General features: G+C 65.8%; 15 protein-coding genes and 2 pseudogenes. All 17 read left to right on the forward strand.

Translation table 11 applies throughout. From position 1 onward, the window contains the following. Window positions 1-74: 74 nt before the first annotated feature. The 17 genes and pseudogenes from ALC15_RS01145 (at window position 75) to ALC15_RS01215 (ending at window position 18,614) form a co-directional block, all read left to right on the forward strand. A pseudogene (locus tag ALC15_RS01145) lies at window positions 75-1,276 on the forward strand (ABC transporter substrate-binding protein). Between the two features lie 40 nt (window positions 1,277-1,316). Beyond that, window positions 1,317-2,192: a branched-chain amino acid ABC transporter permease gene (locus tag ALC15_RS01150; protein ID WP_021081717.1), complete on the forward strand. Its 876-nt coding sequence runs from the start codon at window positions 1,317-1,319 to the stop codon at window positions 2,190-2,192. Next, a pseudogene (locus ALC15_RS47775) lies at window positions 2,189-4,722 on the forward strand (branched-chain amino acid ABC transporter ATP-binding protein/permease). Before ALC15_RS01150 ends, ALC15_RS47775 begins: the two are co-directional and overlap by 4 nt. A gap of 15 nt (window positions 4,723-4,737) precedes the next feature. After that, window positions 4,738-5,676: an oxamate carbamoyltransferase subunit AllH family protein gene (locus ALC15_RS01160; protein WP_244485873.1), complete on the forward strand. Its 939-nt coding sequence runs from the start codon at window positions 4,738-4,740 to the stop codon at window positions 5,674-5,676. A gap of 204 nt (window positions 5,677-5,880) precedes the next feature. Continuing rightward, window positions 5,881-6,069 carry a hypothetical protein gene (locus ALC15_RS01165; RefSeq protein ID WP_050625694.1) on the forward strand — a complete coding sequence of 63 codons (189 nt, stop codon included), beginning with the start codon at window positions 5,881-5,883 and terminating at the stop codon, window positions 6,067-6,069. A gap of 10 nt (window positions 6,070-6,079) precedes the next feature. Then, on the forward strand, window positions 6,080-7,330 hold the full coding sequence (locus ALC15_RS01170) for a YlbE family protein (protein WP_050625695.1): 1,251 nt from the start codon (window positions 6,080-6,082) through the stop codon (window positions 7,328-7,330). Next, complete coding sequence (locus tag ALC15_RS47080; RefSeq protein WP_283806226.1) at window positions 7,327-8,589, forward strand: AllF/FdrA family protein; 1,263 nt, start codon at window positions 7,327-7,329, stop codon at window positions 8,587-8,589. Before ALC15_RS01170 ends, ALC15_RS47080 begins: the two co-directional genes overlap by 4 nt. Then, window positions 8,586-8,834: a hypothetical protein gene (locus ALC15_RS47085; RefSeq protein ID WP_283806227.1), complete on the forward strand. Its 249-nt coding sequence runs from the start codon at window positions 8,586-8,588 to the stop codon at window positions 8,832-8,834. The genes ALC15_RS47080 and ALC15_RS47085 overlap by 4 nt, the downstream gene beginning before the upstream one ends. A gap of 4 nt (window positions 8,835-8,838) precedes the next feature. Beyond that, window positions 8,839-9,798: a carbamate kinase gene (gene arcC / locus ALC15_RS01180; protein ID WP_050625696.1), complete on the forward strand. Its 960-nt coding sequence runs from the start codon at window positions 8,839-8,841 to the stop codon at window positions 9,796-9,798. 232 nt (window positions 9,799-10,030) lie between these two features. Beyond that, complete coding sequence (gene fdrA / locus ALC15_RS01185; protein WP_050625697.1) at window positions 10,031-11,629, forward strand: acyl-CoA synthetase FdrA; 1,599 nt, start codon at window positions 10,031-10,033, stop codon at window positions 11,627-11,629. Beyond that, window positions 11,629-13,074, forward strand: a complete 1,446-nt coding sequence (locus tag ALC15_RS01190; protein ID WP_050625698.1) for a YlbE family protein — start codon at window positions 11,629-11,631, stop codon at window positions 13,072-13,074. Before fdrA ends, ALC15_RS01190 begins: the two co-directional genes overlap by 1 nt. Window positions 13,075-13,172: 98 nt before the next feature. Next, window positions 13,173-14,159 carry a BMP family protein gene (locus ALC15_RS01195; protein WP_050625837.1) on the forward strand — a complete coding sequence of 329 codons (987 nt, stop codon included), beginning with the start codon at window positions 13,173-13,175 and terminating at the stop codon, window positions 14,157-14,159. Between the two features lie 2 nt (window positions 14,160-14,161). Further along, window positions 14,162-15,718, forward strand: coding sequence for an ABC transporter ATP-binding protein (locus ALC15_RS01200; RefSeq protein WP_094193589.1), 1,557 nt, complete (start codon window positions 14,162-14,164; stop codon window positions 15,716-15,718). A 13-nt stretch (window positions 15,719-15,731) separates the two neighbouring features. Continuing rightward, window positions 15,732-16,190, forward strand: a complete 459-nt coding sequence (locus ALC15_RS45800; RefSeq protein WP_244485874.1) for a hypothetical protein — start codon at window positions 15,732-15,734, stop codon at window positions 16,188-16,190. Continuing rightward, complete coding sequence (locus ALC15_RS45805; protein WP_244485875.1) at window positions 16,187-16,819, forward strand: ABC transporter permease; 633 nt, start codon at window positions 16,187-16,189, stop codon at window positions 16,817-16,819. Before ALC15_RS45800 ends, ALC15_RS45805 begins: the two co-directional genes overlap by 4 nt. Then, window positions 16,816-17,739 (forward strand): ABC transporter permease, encoded by a 924-nt coding sequence (locus ALC15_RS01210; protein ID WP_050625699.1) that lies wholly within the window; start codon window positions 16,816-16,818, stop codon window positions 17,737-17,739. Before ALC15_RS45805 ends, ALC15_RS01210 begins: the two co-directional genes overlap by 4 nt. Before the next feature lie 44 nt (window positions 17,740-17,783). Further along, complete coding sequence (locus ALC15_RS01215; protein WP_094193590.1) at window positions 17,784-18,614, forward strand: cysteine hydrolase family protein; 831 nt, start codon at window positions 17,784-17,786, stop codon at window positions 18,612-18,614. The last annotated feature ends 37 nt before the right edge of the window (window positions 18,615-18,651 follow it).

An 18,651-nucleotide genomic window follows, 5' to 3' on the forward strand; every position in this document is an offset into this window, starting at 1 on the left:
GTCAAGGCCGCGGAAACGGCGGCAGCGGGACCAGAGGCGGCAAGGGAGCCGTCGGAGCGGGAGGAATTGCAGAAATGAACTACGCTTGTACCCCCATTACCGGGTTGTGCCGCCGCGTTGTCTTGCAGGGCGCGCTCGCCATTCTCGTCGGCTCGCTGCCGTTTGCGCAGCGCGCGCAGGCGGCCGACCCGATCAAGATCGGCTTGGTCACGGCGTGTCGGGGCAGTCGGCCCGCGCCGGCGAAGCATTGACCCGCGGCGCCACGATCGCGATCGAGGAGATCAATGCGAAGGGCGGCGTGCTCGGCCGTCCGCTCGAACTGGTGCGTCGTGACGACGAAAGCAATCCCGCAAAGGGGCTGACCGCCGCGCGCGAATTGATCCAGCGCGAGAAGGTCGCGGTCCTGCTCGGCGGCCTCGATACGCCGGTCCAGCTTGCGATCGTGCCGTTCGTCAACAACGTCAAGATGCCGTTCGTGGTGCCGTGGGCCGCCGGAACCAACATCACGCAGAACGGCGCTGCGTCCAACTATGTGTTCCGCGTCTCGGCGATGGACGACGAGGTCGACAAGGCGATCGTCGCGTTCGCCGGCAAGACCTTCGCGGCCAAGAAGCCCGGCCTTATCCTCGTCAACAATCCCTGGGGCGAATCGAACGAGCACGGCCTGCGCGCCGCGCTGAAGGCCGCCGGGATCGAACCGGCCGGCGTCGAGAAGTTCGAGGCGAACGATGTCGACGTCGTCGCGCAATTGTCCCGGCTCAAGCAGGCGGGTGCCGATTCCCTGTTCCTGGTCGGCAATGTCGGTCCGTCCTCGCAGGTCGTGAAATCGCTCGACCGGATGAGCTGGTCACCGCCGATCGTGTCGCATTGGGGACCGGCCGGTGGTCGCTTCACCGAGCTTGCCGGGCCGAGCGCCGAGAGCGTCGTGTTCGTCCAGACCTACAGCTTCTTCGGCAACCTCTCGCCGGTCGGCAAGCGCGTGCTCGCCGAGCTGCAAGCCAAGTATCCCGACATCAAGGGGCCCGCGGACGTGACCCCGGCGGTCGGCTTCGCCAATGCCTATGACAGCGTGTTGGTGATCGCCGGTGCGATCCAGAAGGCCGGCAGCACCGATCCGACCGCTATTCGTGACGGCTTCTACGGGATCGACCGGCTGGAAGGCCTGATCAAGACCTATGAAAAGCCGTTCGCCCAGGACAAGCACGATGCGCTGACGGCGCAGGACTACATCTGGGCCCACTTCGAAGACAACCACATCTTGCCGTTCAAGAATTGACGGCAGCGGTCGTCCAGCAAGCAGATCGGGGTGATCATCAATGTCGTTTCTTTCGGCGATAATAACCGGAATGGCGCTGGGGAGCATGTACGGTCTGCTCGCGCTTGGCTTTCACGTCACTTACGCCGTGTCCGGCACGGTCAACTTCTCGCAGGGCAGCTCGATGACCTTGGGGGCCGTTGCCGGATACTTCTTCCTCGTCGTGTGGGGCTGGCCGGCCGCGATCGGCATCCCCGCGGTACTGCTGGTCTGCGCCGTCTACGGCGTTCTGATCGAACGCTACGCGGTTCGTCCGTTCGTGCAGCGCGGATCAGACAACTGGTTGATGGCGACGGTTGCGGTCGGCATCATCGTCGACAATGTGATGCTGTTCGTGTTCGGCAAGGAGCCGCGCAGCTTCCCGTCGGTGCTCGCGGCCAAGCCGATCCAGATCGTGGAAGGGGCAGGGGTCTACCCCCTGCAGCTCCTGATTCCCGTGGTCGGCCTGCTGCTGGCCCTGGCGCTGCATCTGATCAGCCGCCGCACGCGGCATGGCGTCGCGATGCTTGCGGTGGTGCAAAATCCCAATGCCGCACGGCTGATGGGCATCAATGTCAGCGGCGCCATCGCCGCGAGCTACGCGGTGTCGGCGATGCTGGCGGGCGTCGCTGCGCTGCTGATCGCGCCGCTGCTCAACGTCTCCTCTGAGATGGGCACGCTGTTCGGCATCAAGGCGTTCGCCGCCGCGATCATCGGCGGTCTCGCCAGCGCCTGGGGCGTCATGCTGGCCGGACTATGCCTTGGCCTGATCGAGGTGTTCGCGACCAACTATCTCGGGTCGGTCTACACCCAGATCATCACGTTCGCTTCCGTCATCGTCATCCTCGTCATCATGCCGCACGGGCTGCTCGGCCGAGCTGGAGTTAAGAAGGTATGATTTCTCGCGCTTCCCTTCTGATCGCGGTCGCGGCATTCGCGATTGCCATCGGCTATGCCGCGGTCGCGGACAGCTACGCGGTGTTCCTGATCGCGACGATTTCTCTGACCGCGATCGCCTGCATCGGGCTCAACGTCCTGCTCGGCCTCGCGGGCCAGATCTCGCTCGGACATATCGGCTTCATGGCGATCGGCGCCTACACCACGGTGCTGCTGATGGAGAAGGCCGGCTGGCCCTACCTCGCCGCGACGGCGGGCGCTATCGTCCTGGTCAGCATCGTCGGCGGGCTGCTTGCGCTGCCGGCGCTGCGCGTGCGCGGGCCGTATCTGGCGATGGTGACGATCGCATTCGGCTTCATCGTCGAACATGTCACGATCGAGTGGCGCGATCTCACCGGCGGCGGCAACGGCCTGATGCTGAGTGCGCCGCCGAGCGTGTTCGGCTATGCGCTGTCGGAGCGTTCGCTGGCCATCGCGGGCATCGTGCTGGTGTTTGCCGGCCTCTTCCTGTTCGAGCGGTTGAAGCGCAGCGGCTGGGGATATGCCATGCGCGCCGCCCGCGACACCGAGGTCGCGACGCGCTCGCTCGGCATCGACCTGGTGCATGTCCGCGCCGTGGCCTTCGTGATCTCGGCGGCGGCAATGGCGCTGGCCGGCGCGCTGTTCGCGCCGCTGCAGGGCTATATCAGCCCGAGCTCGTTTCCGTTCCTGCAATCGGTGCTGCTGCTGTTCGGCGTGATGGTCGGCGGCGCCGGCTCGGCGCTCGGCCCGGTGATCGGCGCCGCGCTCGTGGTGCTGCTGCCGGAAGCGCTGTCGGATCTCGCCGAATATCGCCTGCTGGCGTTCGGCGTGTTGCTGTTCGTCGTGCTGCGCGCCGCACCCTCCGGCATCGTCGGCCTTGTCGAGCAGCTCGTGGCAAAATTCCGGCCGCGCGCAAGCCCGCGGCCGGGTCCGCGATCGCGGCGGCGAATGTCGATTCGGCGATCCTCGAAACGCATAACGCGGCGGGGCTCGACGTGACGGATCTCTCGATCTCGTTCGGCGGCGTGCGCGCCGTGCAGGGCGTGTCGTTCCAGGCGGCGCCGGGTGCCGTCACCAGCATCATCGGTCCCAACGGCGCCGGCAAGACCAGCGCGCTCAATCTGCTCTGCGGCTTCTACCGGCCGCAGGGGGGAACGGTGATGCTCGGCGATCGCGACGTCACCGGCATGACGTCGCATCTGCTGGCGCGGGTCGGCGTGGCGCGGACATTCCAGACCACGCAATTGTTCGGCTCGCTCACGATCCTGGAGAACATCCTGCTCGCCGAGCGGGTTGGTCGTCTCGGCGGCGTCGTCTCCGCCTTGCGCAACGCGGAGACCGAGGGATTCGCCCGGTTCCTGCTGCGCTTTGCCGGTGTCGACGGCGACGTCGACCGGCTTGCGGATTCTCTGTCCCATGGCGAGAAGCGGCTGGTCGAGATCGCGCGTGCGCTCGCGCTGCGGCCCCGCATCCTGTTGCTCGACGAGCCCGCGGCGGGCCTCTCGAAGGGCGACAAGCAACGCCTGACCGCGCTGTTGCGGCGGATCGCCGATCTCGGGATTGCCGTCATCATCGTCGAGCACGACATGCCGATGATCATGTCACTGAGCGATCTCATCGTCGTGCTCGACGGCGGCAAGCGCATTGCGATCGGCGATGCGACGGCGATCCGCAATGATCCGGCGGTCCGCAAGGCCTATCTGGGCGATGCCACGCCGGGTGACAAGAGCCGTGCGCCGCGGCCGGCGCGGCAGGGCACCGCACTCGAGGTCAAGGCACTCGACTCGTTCTATGGCCTGTCGCGCGCCCTGAACGGGATCGATCTGGTGGTCGCGCCCGGCGAGGCGGTTGCCGTGCTCGGCGCCAACGGCGCCGGCAAGACCACCCTGATGCGGTCGATCGCCGGTCTCGAACCGCCGCGATCCACCGGTGAAGTCCGGCTCGCCGAGACCCGCATCGACACGATGCCCGCGCATGTTCGTGCCCGCGCGGGCGTCGTGCTGGTGCCGGAAGGCCGGCAGGTGTTTCCGGAACTGACAGTGAAGCAGAACCTTGAGCTCGGCGCCTATGCTCGCAAGGGCCTCGACCTCGATGCCGAGATCGAGGCGATGTTCGTGCGCTTCCCACGGTTGAAGGAGCGTATCGAGCAGCGCGCCGGCCTGTTGTCCGGCGGCGAGCAGCAGATGCTCGCGGTGGCGCGCGGGCTGCTGACCGGGCCCAAGATCTTCATGCTGGACGAGCCGTCGCTCGGCCTCGCGCCACTCGTCGTCGATGAACTGTTTGCATCCTTTGAGCGGCTGCGCAGCGAGGGCATGACCATCATGGTGGTCGATCAGATGGCAGGCCATGCGCTCGCGTTGGCCGATCGGGCCTATCTGCTGGAGACCGGCGCGATCCTGAAGAGCGGCGCCGCCGACATCATCGCCGAGGACCCGCTGCTTGAGGCGGCCTATCTGGGCGGCGAGGCCCAGGCCGGCGCGGCGCAGCGGCTCGCGGCGCAGGCACGCTGAGGGAGGCGAGGGCGGATGTTGGTCGGAGACCGCGAAGCTGACGGAGGGCAGTCCGGTCGCATGGGCGCACGGGACGAGCGGCGTCCCGGGCCCGCGCCGACCGTCTGCGGCGACGTGGAAGTGGGGCTACTTGCCGACCGGGCGCTTCGCGATCGCGCCGCGGGGCAGGTCGTCGCCGTATTCCAACGTTCGTTCTACGCCGTCATCGACGGGATCTGGATCTGCGTCGGACAGGCCGGCATCGGATCGGGTCCATTGCATGTGCTCGGCGATTTCCGATGGCCGCGACTGGCAGTCGGCGATCCCGTGCGGGTCGCGGACTCCATGCTGTGGATCGCAGGCGTGCCGCTGGCAAATCTCGCCTCGCGGACGATCTGGGCGCCGCGCGACGCACCGCATTGGTCGATCGGCAGCCTGCAACGCGGGCTTGATGCGGTCGATGCGGCGTGGGGCGATGAGCTGACGTCGGAAGGCCTCGCCGTGCTCGGCTCCGGACGTGTTCCGGGCGATGCTTCGCTGCTCGTTCGCGCTGCCATGCCCGGTCTCGCTGCCCTGGAACGAATCCTGTCGGGCTCGGATCACGATGCGGATCGCGACGCGGGACTTGGCAGCTTGATCGGTCTCGGGCCGGGGCTCACGCCGTCAGGCGACGATTTGATCGGCGGCGCGCTGATTGCGCTGGCTGCGCTGGGGCGCACCGAATGTCGCGATGCATTGTGGGAACAATGTCGTGCGCTGCTCGACGGCACCAATGACATCAGCCGGGTCCATTTGCGTGCGGCGGCGCTGGGTTACGGCGCAGCAGCGCTGCACGCCGCCATTCATGCAACGATGAGCGGCGAGGGCGCCGGATTTCGTCGCGCGCTCGCGGCACTGACGGCGATCGGACATACATCCGGACTGGATGCATTCGCAGGCAGTCTGGTCGTCCTGCGTCATGAATTGCGCGGATGATGATGCCGTTGCAGTCCAAATTTTGAGTTCTCCCAGACTGCTCCGAACGAAGTTCGGAGCATTTTTTTAGCGGGAATTGCCTCTCGGCCAATCCATGAATCGACGGCGAACAGAGATTTCGCATTTTCCGAGAATCCGGTCTTGACTAAGTAAGTGTTTTCTTATTAGCTCGACAAAACGAAAACGAACTTTAGGGCGGAGACGATGACGGAACAGGATAGGCCGCAGTATCAGCAATTGCTGGCGCGCAAGGTCGAAGTCGTGAATGTCGGGCTTGAGGGGTTCGTGAAGGACCTTCGCGATTGCGACATCGGCGTCGTTCATGTCGACTGGAAGCCCTCGGCTGGCGGTGATCCGCAGATGGCGGCTCTGCTCGCGAAGCTCGGTGTGTGAGGGCGCACCGATGAAGCTGATCGAAGACGCAAACCAGCAAGCGCTCACCCGGATCCTCGAAGGGGAGCCGCGGCTGATCGACATCGTTCCCGCCCGTCAACTGATCCCGGACCTGCGCGAACGGATGATCCTCCACGCCGGTCCGCCGATCTCCTGGGACCGGATGTGCGGCCCGATGCGCGGCGCGGTCGCCGGTGCCATCGTGTTCGAGGGCTGGGCAAAGGATCTGCCGACCGCGACCAAGCTCGCCGCTAGCGGCGAGATCGAATTTCACCCGAACCACCACTTCGGGGCGGTCGGCCCGATGACCGGCATGACGACGATGTCGATGCCGTTGTTCGTGGTCGAGAACGCGCGCTTCTCCAACCGCGCCTATTGCGCGATCAACGAGGGGCTCGGCAAGGTGATGCGCTTCGGCGGCAACGACGCGAGCGTGCTGAAGCGGCTCGCCTGGTTGCGCGACGTATTCGGGCCGACACTGGGCAACGCGATCCGCGCCGCCGGCGGCATCGACCTGAAATCGATCGTCGCACGCGGTCTGTCGATGGGCGACGAGCTGCATCAGCGCAATCTCGCCTGCTCGAGCGTTTTTCTGCGCGAAATCGCGCCCTGGATGGCGCGCACCTCGACCGACAACGCCGTCCTCGCCGAGTGCCTCGCGTTCATCGGGCAGAACGACCAGTTCTTCCTCAACATCGCGATGGCGATGGGCAAGGCGATCACCGATCCCGCCAACGGCATTCGCGGTTCGACCATCGTCACCACGATGTGCCGCAACGGCACCGATTTCGGCATCCGCGTCTCTGGGCTCGGCGAGCAGTGGTTCACCGCGCCGGTCGAAATGCCGGAGGGGCTGTATTTCGCCGGCTATTCCGAGAAGGACGCCAACCCGGACATGGGCGATTCCGCCATCGTCGAGACCATCGGCCTCGGTGGATTTGCGATGGCGGCAGCGCCGGCCGTCGCCGGCTTCGTCGGTGCCGGCGCGCCGTCCGAGGCCGGCAACTTCACCCGCTCGATGGGCGAGATCACGGTCGCGCAGAATCCGGAATGGACCATTGCGGCGATGGACTTCGCGGGCGTGCCGACCGGCATCGATATTCGCCTGGTTGTCGATTCCGGCGTGGTGCCGGTCATCAACACCGGTATCGCGCATCGCGAGCCCGGCATCGGCCAGGTCGGTGCCGGCGTGGTTAAGGCGCCGCTAGCGTGCTTCCAGCAGGCGATCGTCGCGATCGCCAAGGATTTGGGTGTGTCATGAACGTCGTCGTCCTGAACGAGGTCCGCAAGGGATTCTATCTCGACTCGGTCGCGCTGATGCGGCTGTCGCGCGAGGTGGCCGGCTCGCCCGGCGTGATCGAGGCGGCGTTGATGATGGGAACGCCGTCAAACGCTGCGATCATGCGCAATGCGGGGCTGCTGGAGGAGGGCACTGCGGTCAAGGGCAACGACCTCGTGATCGCGGTCAAGGCCGAGTCCGAGGCCGCCGCCCGCGAAGCGCTCGACAGCGCGATCAAGTCGCTCGACAAGCCGAAGACCCAGGGCGAGGCGCAGGCCGCCTGGCGGCCGCACTCGATTGCCGCCGCTGTCAAGGCGAAGCCGGAGATCAATCTTGCGCTGATCTCCGTTCCCGGCGAGTTCGCCGCCGCCGAAGCTCGCAAGGCGCTCAATCGCGGCCTGCACGTGCTGATGTTCAGCGACAACGTGTCCCTCGAAGACGAATTGTCGCTCAAGCAGCAGGCGCGGGCGGCCGGTCTCCTGATGATGGGGCCGGATTGTGGAACGGCCGTGATCGGTGGCGCACCGCTGGCGTTCGCCAACAAGCTGACGCGCGGCAGGATCGGCATCATCGGCGCATCGGGCACCGGAACGCAGGAGGTCTCGTGCCTGATCTCGGAAGCCGGCGCGGGAATCTCCCATGCCATCGGGGTCGGCGGACGCGATCTGAAGAAGGATATCGGCGGCATCACCACGCTGATGGCGATCGATGCATTCGATGCCGATCCGGAAACCGACCACGTGGTGCTGATCTCGAAGCCGCCGCATCCCGATGTCGCGAAGTCCGTTCTTGAGCGGATCGGCCGGAGCAGGAAGTCATACACCGTGTGCTTCATCGGCGCGTCGGAGGTCGAGGTCCCGCCGAACGCCCGCTTCTCGCCGACGCTGAAAGGCGCCGCGGAACTCGCACTGGGACACAAGCAAATCGGCGCAGACTTCGACGCGAACGCTGTCGCGTCACGGCTTCTTCGGAACGGTCGGGGCGGCATCGAGGGCTTGTTCGCCGGCGGCACGTTGTGCGCCGAGGCCCAGGTGATCCTCGCTGCCGCAGGCCGGAAGGTGGCGTCGAACGCCGCGATCCCCGGCGCGCTCAAGCTCGGCGTCGAGCCGAGCGGCGGGCGGGACCGCCTGATCGACCTCGGCGACGACGAATATACCCGTGGCCGGCCGCATCCGATGATCGATCCGTCCGTGCGTGACGATGCGCTGCGGGCCGCGCTCAGAACCGCGATCTCTCGGTGATCCTGCTCGACCTGGTGCTCGGCTATGGCGCGCACGCCGATCCCGCCGAGCATCTGACCAGGATCGTCGCCGATCGCGGGCGGGATGCGCCGGTCTTGGTCGCGTCCGTCGTCGGCACCGAGCAGGACCCGCAAGGGCGCTCCGCCCAGGTCAGGAAACTTGAGCAGGCCGGAATCCTCGTTGCCCCGTCGAATGCGCAGGCCTGCGAGCTTGCGGTCGCCATCGTCCAGAATGCCGGGAGATAAGGAAATGCGTACACTCAATGACGTGCCGCGTCGCCTGGTGGTCGCGATCGGCGGCAATGCGGTTCACCCCGAGGATATCAGGGGCACCTCCCAGGAGCAGAAGTCGGTCGCGCAGATCACCGCGGAGGCGCTGCTGCCGCTGGCGCAGCTCGACAACGAGCTGGTCATCACCCACGGCAACGGCCCGGTGGTCGGCAAGATCATGATGCGTCAGATGCTGACGATGAGCCGGATTCCGCCGATGGACATGGACATCTGCGTCGCGCACAGCCAGGGCGGCATCGGCTATCTCCTGATGCAGGCGATCGAGAATGCGCTGCGCGAACAGGGCAACCAGCGGCATGTGGCAAGCCTGCTGACCCAAGTCGAGGTGGACAAGGACGATCCCGCGTTCAAGAATCCGACCAAGTTCGTCGGGCCGTTCTTTTCCGAGGACGAGGCCAAGAAGATCAGCGCGGAGCTCAATTGGGCGATGCGCGAGGATTCGGGGCGCGGCTGGCGTCATGTCGTGCCGTCGCCGAAGCCCAAGCATGTCTGCGACATCTCGCTGGTCGACGCATTGGTCAAGCGGGGAACGATCGTCATCGCGGGAGGCGGCGGCGGCGTTCCCGTGGTCCGCGACGCAAAGGGCGTGCGCACCGGCGTGCCGGCCGTGATCGACAAGGATCTGACATCCGCTCACATCGCCAATGTGCTGGGCATCGAGGAGTTGCTGATCCTGACCGCGGTCCCGCGCGTCGCAGTGAATTTCGGCAAGCCGAACAAGAAGGACCTGGATCAAGTCAGCCTCGAGGAAATCAAGGCTTACCACCGCGAAGGACATTTTCCTCCCGGAAGCATGGGACCCAAGGTCGATGCGGCGATCCGGTTTCTCGAGGGCGGTGGCAAGCGGGCGATCATCAGTCACCTCGATTGCGCCATGGCGGCGCTGCGCGGTGAGACCGGGACGCACGTCATTCAATAACCACCGGGAGTGGCGCATCGGCGGGATATCCGCCCGCGCCAATCCGTACCGAGTGCCGAGCAAGATGGCGGTCCGGTCTTCATGGCCGCAATGGCGACGGCGCTCACCGAGCAGACGCAGTTGAGACGCCGGATCGGCGCCTCAACCGACCAGGCAATCGAGCTGGCCGCCGGCTGAAGCTCAAGCACAAGACAAACAAGCAGCCTGCGGGATTCAAGGGAACGACAGGGCCATGGCCATCCAATCCAGCATTAAGGCGAACCTGTACAAGGATTCCGTATCGTTGATGCGGATCTCGCAGGTCACGGTCGCGCGGACCGGCGTGCAGCGCGTCACGCTCTTGATGGGAACGCGCAGCAACAAGGAATTCCTGCAGCAGGCCGGGCTGATGAGTCCGGCGCTCGAGGACGCCAAGCCCGGCGATATCATGATCGTCGTGGCGGACGAGGCGCCCGAAAAGCTTGCAGCCGCGGAGCGGGAGATTCACTCCCTGATCGTCGGCGAAGAGCCGAAGGGCGGCCCGGCCGAAGCGGCGGCGGAAGCGCCGCCGCGCTCGATCTCCCGCGGCGTCGCGATTGCCGATCACGCCGACCTTGCGTTGATCTCGGTGCCGGGTCCCTATGCGGCGGCGGAAGCGCTGAAGGCACTGCGGCAGGGCCTGAACGTGCTGCTGTTCAGCGACAACGTGCCGATCAAACAGGAGCAGGCCATCAAGCGCGTCGCAGCGCAAAAGGGCTTGCTGGTGATGGGGCCGGATTGCGGCACGGCCATCATCAATGGCGTGCCGCTTGGATTTGCCAACGTCGTTCGGCGGGGCGCGATCGGGCTGGTCGGCGCATCGGGCACCGGCCTGCAGGAGGTGATGTGCCAGATCCATCGGCACGGTCAGGGCATATCGCAGGCCATCGGCACCGGCAGTCACGATGTTTCCAGCGAGGTCGGCGGCATCACCATGTTGCAGGGTCTGGATCTGCTGGCCGCCGACGCGCAGACCAAGGTCGTCGCCATCGTCTCCAAGCCTCCTGCGCCTGATGTGCAGAAGCGGGTGATCGAGCGCGCCGGCAAGATCGGAAAGCCGGTCGTGATCTGCTTCCTCGGCGGCGAGCCGGCGGCATCGGCCGGCGATGTTCACCGCACGTCGTCGCTCGAGGAGACGGCGCGCCAGGCCGTCGCGCTTGCGGCGTCAAACCAGTTTGAGCGTGACGACGGAGCGATCGAGGCGTTGGTTACGCGGGTTTGTGCGTCGCTGGTGCCGTCGCAGCGCTATCTGCGCGGGCTCTACTCCGGTGGAACATTCTGCTCGGAGGCCCAGACCATTTGGCGATCGGTCGGCCTTCGGGTCCGGTCGAACGCGCCGCTTGCGGAGGCGGACCGTCTGGCCGATGTGGAAGCGAGCGAGGGACACACCGCGATCGATCTCGGCAGTGATGAATTCACGGTGGGGCGTCCGCATCCGATGATCGACTATGGCGTGCGGATCGAGCGGCTGCTGAAGGAAGCGGACGATCCGACCGTTGCCTGCATCGTCCTGGACGTCGTGCTCGGCTACGGCAGCCACCCGAATCCGGCGGAGATCCTGGCTCCGGCGATCCGCCGGGCGAAGGCCGCAGCGCGCGGGCAGGGGCGGGAGCTTCCCGTGATCTGCTTCGTCTGCGGCACAGATGCCGATCCGCAGGCCTACGAGACCCAGAAAGCCATGCTGGCGGACGCCGGCGCGGAGATTGTCGGCAGCAGCAGCGGCGCAGCCCGTGCCGCGCAAGCCATCGCGAGCCGCATGGCCGCGGACGACAACGCCACGGGACGTCGCGTCATGCAAGGTGGAGAACGATGATGAACGCAGCTCCTTCCGCGCTCCAGAACAAGACATCGGTCATCAGCCTCGGCGCCTCCGATCTCGATCGCGGCGTCGAAAGCAGCGGCGCCCCGCTGGTGCGTCTGCGCTGGCAGCCGGTCGGCGACGGAACTCCCGAGGTGGCCTGGAGCCTCGCGCAGCTCGTTGGCGATACCACCGATGCGGATTGCTTGGGATCGCGGATCGATCGCGCCAATGCCGAAGTGCTCGAGCGGATCCTGACCGCGCAACCGGTATGGGTCGACATCGCGGCACATGCGTCGGAGGTCTGGCCGGACATGGGCCGGACGCTGCTCCATGCAGGTCCGCCGATCGCCTGGCACGATATGTGCGGCCCGATGAAGGGCGCGGTGGTCGGCGCAATCCTCTATGAGGACTGGGCGGCAACGCCGCGAGAGGCCGAGCAACTCGCCGCGTCAGGCCGGATCCGCTTCGCGCCGTGCCATGAATTCGGCGCGGTCGGGCCGATGACTGGCATCATCTCGCCCTCGATGCCGCTCTTTGTGGTGCAGAACAAGACCGCCGGCAATCGCGCCTATGCGCCGATGATGGAATCCGGCGGCGCCAAGACGCTGCGGTTCGGCGCGTTCGCTCCCGAGGTGATCGAAGGCCTCAAACTCATCGAGACGGTGCTGGCGCCATGCCTGAAGGCCGCGGTCGCGGGCATCGAGGGCGGGTTGCCGCTGAAGCCGCTGATGTCGCAGTCGCTGCACATGGGCGACGATGTCCACAATCGCAACACGGCCGCAACCCTGCTGCTGTATCGCGCCGTTACGGAATCGCTGCTCAAGTCTTCGATCTCGCGCGACCTCGTTCACGAGACGCTGCGGACGATCGGAGCGGACGATATGTTCTTCCTGAGCCTGTCGATGGCGGCCTGCAAGGCGACCATGGACGCGGCGCACGGCGTGCCGTTCAGCAGCATCGTCACCGCGATGGCGCGCAATGGCGTCAATGTCGGCATCAGGGTCAGCGGACTGGACGGGCAGTGGTTTGTCGGTCCGGCCGACATCCCGGTCGGCCTGTTCCTGCCGGGCTTCAGCGAGGCCGATGCCAATCCGGATATCGGCGACAGCGCGATCACCGAAACCGCCGGGCTCGGCGCGTTCGCGATGGCGGCAGCTCCCGCGATGGTCCAGTTCGTCGGCGGCACGCCGCAGGACGCATTGCGCTATTCGCGCGAGATGGCGCACGTCACGATCGGCCGCAATCCAGGCTTCACTCTGCCGATGCTCGACTTCATCGGAGCGCCGGTCGGCATCGACGTCCGCAAGGTCGTGGACGAGAGCATGCGGCCGGTCATCAACACCGCAACGGCGCACAAGGAGCCGGGCATGGGGATCATCGGCGCCGGCGTCGTGCAGGCTCCGATGAAGTGCTTCGTCGATGCCGTCGGCGCGCTGGCGACGATTGGCGCGGGATGAGATTGCTTCGAATCTGAAACTGACGGCGCTGCCGCGCCGCCGCTGCAAAAATGCCGCAACAAAGAGCGGCAACACCGGGAACGAACAGGAGGAAACACATGAGCGCTACCCGTCGTGCATTTCTGCAAACTGGCCTGCTCTCGGCAGCCTTTATCGGTTCATCAGTCCGGCTCGGCTTCGCCGACGATGCGAAGCCGCTTCGCATCGGCATTCTCATTCCGGGGTCGCGGGCCGACCATGGCTGGATGGAGTCGGCCTATAACGGCATGAAGGCCGCCGAGCAACGCCACGGCAACAAGGTCGTGATCACATCGATCGAGAACGTCAAGTTCGCCGACATGGAGCAGGCGCTGGTCACGCTCGCGTCCAAGAACGACATGGTGATCGGCGCCGCGGGGCAGACCCAGGCGTCGGTGCTCAAGGTCGCCAAGCGCTTCCCGAAGGTGAAGTTCTCCATCGTCGGCCCGACCGGACAGCCGACCGACAACGTCGCGCAATACGACGTGCTGCAGGCGCAGATCGGCTTCATTGCGGGCGCGGTTGCCGCGCTGATGTCGAAGAACGGCGCGGTGAGCTATGTCGGCGGTCTCGAAATTCCGGCTATCGTCAACACCGGAACGGAATTCGCCAATGGCGCCAAGCACGTCAAGCCGGATACCAAATGCTTCGTGACCTACACCGGCGATTTTGACGACGTCGCCAAGGCGAAGGAAGCGACCCTTGCCGCGATCGCGCAGGGCGCCGACGTCCACTACAACATCCTCAATCTCGGCGTGCGCGGCATGGAGCAGGCGGCGCGCGAGAAGGGCACCAAGATGATCGGGAGCTACACCAACTACTGCTCCGACAACAACCCGCTCTATATCGCCTACACGGTGAGCGGCATCGGGTTCATGGTTGAGTACGCCATCGACCAGGCCGTCGCCGGAACGTGGCACCCGGAGTACAAGCAGTTCGGCCTCGCCATGGGACCGCGCTCCGCCGACATCGAGATCTGCACCGGGGCAACGCCCGAGATCCAGGCCATGATCAAGGAGCTGAAGGACGACCTGCTGTCGAACAAGATCAAAGTCAAGGTGGGCTGACCGTGGCTGTTCTCGAACTGTCTGGCTTGACCAAGCGCTTCGGGGCCTTCACCGCGCTCGACGACATTTCGCTGCAGATCGAGCGCGGCGAGGTACATTGCCTGCTTGGCGAGAACGGTGCCGGCAAATCGACATTGTGCAACCTGGTGTTCGGGGTGCATCGGCCGGATGCCGGCACGATGACGCTGGGCGGAGAGCCGTTCCATCCCCGCGGCCCGGCGGAAGCTCTGCAGCGCGGCGTCGTGATGGTGCACCAGCATTTCAGCCTGGTGCCCAACATGAGCGTGGCCGAGAACCTGATGCTCGGCCGCGCCAGCGCGGTGCTGAAGCCGCAGGACATCATCGTGCGGATGGAGCAGCTCGCGGCGGAGTACGGGCTCGAGATCGATCCAGAGGCGCGCATCGAGGACCTCTCCGTCGGTGAGCGGCAGCGGGTCGAGATCATCAAGTGCCTGCTCGGCGATCCGCAACTGCTCGTGCTCGACGAGCCGACTGCCGTGCTGCAGCCGGACGAAATCGACGCGCTGCTTGCGATCTGCCGCCAGGTCGCGCTGCGCGGAAAATCCGTGATCCTGGTGACGCACAAGCTCGGCGAGATCAGCCGCGTCGCCGATCGCACCACGGTGCTGCGGCAGGGCCGCATCATCGAAACCGTCGCGATGGAGGGCGCCGACATCCGCTCGCTGGTGCGCTCCATGGTCGGCCGTGATGTGCAGTCGGCAGGTTCGGTGCTCGCCGCAGCGGTCGATATCGAGGGCAAGACGCCGGCAAAACCCAATGCGGATTCGGCTAGCCCGGTATCGGCGGGTGAGGCGGTGCTGCAGATCTCGGATCTCGTGTACCGCGACCCGCATGGCGTGCCGCGGCTCGACGGCTTGAGCCTTACGGTCGGCACCGGCGAGATCGTCGGGATCGCGGGCGTCGAGGGCAATGGCCAGACCGAGCTCGGGCTGATTCTGGCCGGGCTCGCCGCGCCGAGCGCAGGGGCGATTGTCGTTGGCGGGACACAGGTCGGCGGCTGCACGCCGCAGGAGATCACGGATGCGGGTGTCGGCATCGTTCCCGAGGATCGCCATGCGGTCGCCTGCATCAAGGAATTGTCGGTGGCCGAGAACCTGTTTCTCGGCGCGATCGGAAAATTCAGCCGCTTCGGCCTGCTCGACAAGTCGGCGCGGCGCAAGGCGGCGGAGGCGATGATGCGCGACTTCGACGTGCGGGCGAGCAGCCCTGACGTGTCGATGGCGAGCCTGTCCGGCGGTAACCAGCAGAAGGCGGTGCTTGCACGCGAGCTGTCGCTCGATCCGCTGGTGTTCCTGCTCGCGGCGCAGCCGACGCGAGGCCTCGACGTCGGGGCGATCGAGGCCGTCTACAACCGCATCCGCGCCGCCCGCGATGACGGTCTTGGGGTGCTTCTGATCTCCAGCGAGCTTGAGGAGCTGATGGCGGTGTCGGATCGGATTGCGGTGATCTACCGCGGCAAGCTGGTTGGCGAGCTCGCAGCCGGGTCGTTCAGCCGCGAGGCGATCGGGGCGATGATGTCGGGGCACGCGCATGTCTAGGTTGGCCATGGTCATGAAGAATCCGAAGCTGGCGCGGGTCGCGCAGGGTGCGCGACTCGAGCTCGTCCCGTTGCAGGTCGTGGTGCCGGTGGTATCGACCCTTATCGCGCTCGGCATCGGCCTGCTTATCATCGCTGCGACAGGTGCGTCGGTCGTCGAGGCGATCGAGGCCTTTTGGGACGGCATGGCGGGGAGCGATTTCAACATCGGCGCCTCGATCAATCGCGCCATCAGCCTCGCGCTGGTCGGTCTCGGTTTCATCTTCGCCAGCCGCGCCAACCTGACCAATGTCGGCGGCGAGGGGCAGATCGCGATGGGCGGCATGTTCGCAACCGCAGCCGCGCTGCATGGCGCCGGCGGCCTGCCGCTGGGATTGGCGTTCATCGTGCCGCTCGCTGTCGGAACCATCGCCGGCGCCGTTTGGGGCGGCCTTGCGGGCGTCTCAAGGCGGCGCGCGGCACCAACGAGGTGATCAGCACACTTTTGTTGAGCTTCATCGCGCTGCCGCTGGTGTACTGGTCCGTCGAGTCCTTCCACCTGCTGCGCAAGCCGATCAGCGACGTGTCGTCGCTGCCGGAATCGGCGGAGATTCCGGATTCGACCAAGCTGCCGTTGCTGTTCCCGGACAATGGATCTCCGCTCCATATCGGGTTGCTGATTGCAGCGATCGCGGTGGTCGTGGTGTGGCTGGTGCTCAGGCACAGCTCGCTCGGGCTGCGACTGCGCGCCGTCGGCCTGAACGCGATGGCCTCCCGCCGTGCGGGGATGCGGACCAGCTTCTACGTGATCCTGGCCATGACGGTGTCCGGCGGCCTCGGTGGTCTCGGCGGCGCGATCATGATCCTCGGCCAGCAATTCTATCTGACGAGCGATTTCTCGTCGGGCTACGGATTTGACGGCCTCGTGGTCGGACTATTGTCGCGCGGCTCGGCCGTCGGCGTCGTGATCGGCGCGCTGCTGTTCGGATTCCTGCGATCCGGATCCATCAACATGGAGATCTCGGCGCACGTCCCGTCGGCGGTCGTCCTGATCTGCCAGGGCCTGATCGTCATTGTCATTGCAGGCTCCGCAATCCTCACCAACCGGAAGGTGACCCGATGATTGACGAACAGATGGCCGTGTTCATCGGCTCCGGACTTCGCCTCGCGGTCCCGATCATTTTCGCCGCAACCGGCGAGATGCTGAGCGAGCGCGCCGGCGTGCTCAATCTCAGCCTCGACGGCATGATGCTGATGTCGGCCTTCACGGCGGCGCTGGCATCGTGGGCCACCGGCTCGCCGCTCATTGGCGTCGCGGCCGGCGTATTGGTTGCGACCGCGGTTGCCGCGGTCCAGGCCGTGCTGAGCGTGACGTTGCGCGCCAATCAACTGGTGGTCGGAATCGGGTTCAATATCCTGGCGCTGGGCTCAACCACGTTTCTCTACCGCGAGATCTTCGGGCCGCTGTCGCGCGACCCGATCCCCGGCTTCGCGCAGCTCAATCTGCCGTGGCTCGCTGGCATCCCGGTGATCGGACCGGCGTTGGCGAACCAGACCGGCCTTGCCTATGTCAGCATCCTGATGGTCGTCGTGACCTGGTTGATCCTGAAGTACACGTCCTTCGGGCTGGCGGTGCGGGCGGTCGGCGAGGATCCGCGTGCGGCGGACAAGGCCGGCATCAGCGTGGCGAAGACCCGCTATCTCGGCGTGCTCTATGCCGGCGTCCTGGCGGGCCTCGGCGGTGCGTTCATGTCGGTCGCGGACAGCAACACGTTCACCGAGAACATGACCAAGGGCGCCGGCTATCTTGCGATCACGGCCGTGATCTTCGGCGGCTGGAATCCCTGGTACACGCTGGCGGCGTGCCTGCTGTTCGGCTTTGCGACCGCGCTGCAATTCCTGGTGCCGGCGCTGCAACTCGACGTGCCGGTCGCGCTGCTGTTGTTGCTGCCGTATCTGCTGGCACTTGTCGCCATCGCGGGCTTGGTCGGAAAGAGCAGGCAGCCCTCGGCCCTGACGATTCCGTTCGAACGGGGCGGCTGATCGAAACAGACTTCAACAAAGCATAAGCAAGGGAGGAAAGTCCGATGACGAGTTCCACGTTAGCAAAGGCAGCGGCGTCCGCTGCGTCCAGCGCTGCCAATCCTCTTGGGTCCGCTCCCGGCTACAAATGGCTGGTCGACGACAACAACGTCAACATGGCGATGGCGCCGCCGCCGCCCCGGGTGGTGACGATCGACGCGCAGCCGCAGACGGTGACGATCGATCTGCAGCGCACCGCCCTCATCGTCGTCGACATGCAGAACGACTTCTGCGCGAAGGGCGGCTGGGTCGACCATCTCGGCCTCGATCACACGCCGGATCGGGCGCCGATCGAGCCGCTGCAAAAGCTACTCCCGGTGTTGAGGAATGCCGGCGTACACGTCATCTGGCTGAACTGGGGCAATCGGCCCGATCTCAAGAACATGGCGCCCAACCAGCTCCATCTGTACAAGCCGAAGGGCACAGGTATCGGTCTCGGCGAGCCGTTGCCGGGCAGCGGCGCGCGCGTGTTGCAGAAGGACAGCTGGGCCGCGGCCGTCGTCGATGAACTGGAACAGGAGCCCGAGGACATTCACGTCGACAAATACCGAATCAGCGGCTTCTGGGACACGCCGCTGGACAGCATCCTGCGCAATCTCGGCACCAAGACCATCCTGTTTGCCGGCGTCAACACCGATCAATGCGTGCTGCATTCGCTCACCGACGCGAATTTCCTGGGCTATGGCTGCCTTCTGGTCGAGGACTGCTGCGCAACGACCTCACCTGGCTTCTGTGTTGAGGCAACCCTGTTCAACGTCAAGAAATGCTTCGGCTTCGTGACGCATTCGTCCGACGTCATCGGAGCGGTTCAGGAGCACGTCCAGCAGCACCGGTAACGTCCCGGGCAAGTCGTGGCTTCGCGATCTCGGCAGG

It is taken from the genome of Bradyrhizobium viridifuturi, assembly GCF_001238275.1.
GTDB classification, from domain to species: Bacteria; Pseudomonadota; Alphaproteobacteria; order Rhizobiales; family Xanthobacteraceae; genus Bradyrhizobium; species Bradyrhizobium viridifuturi.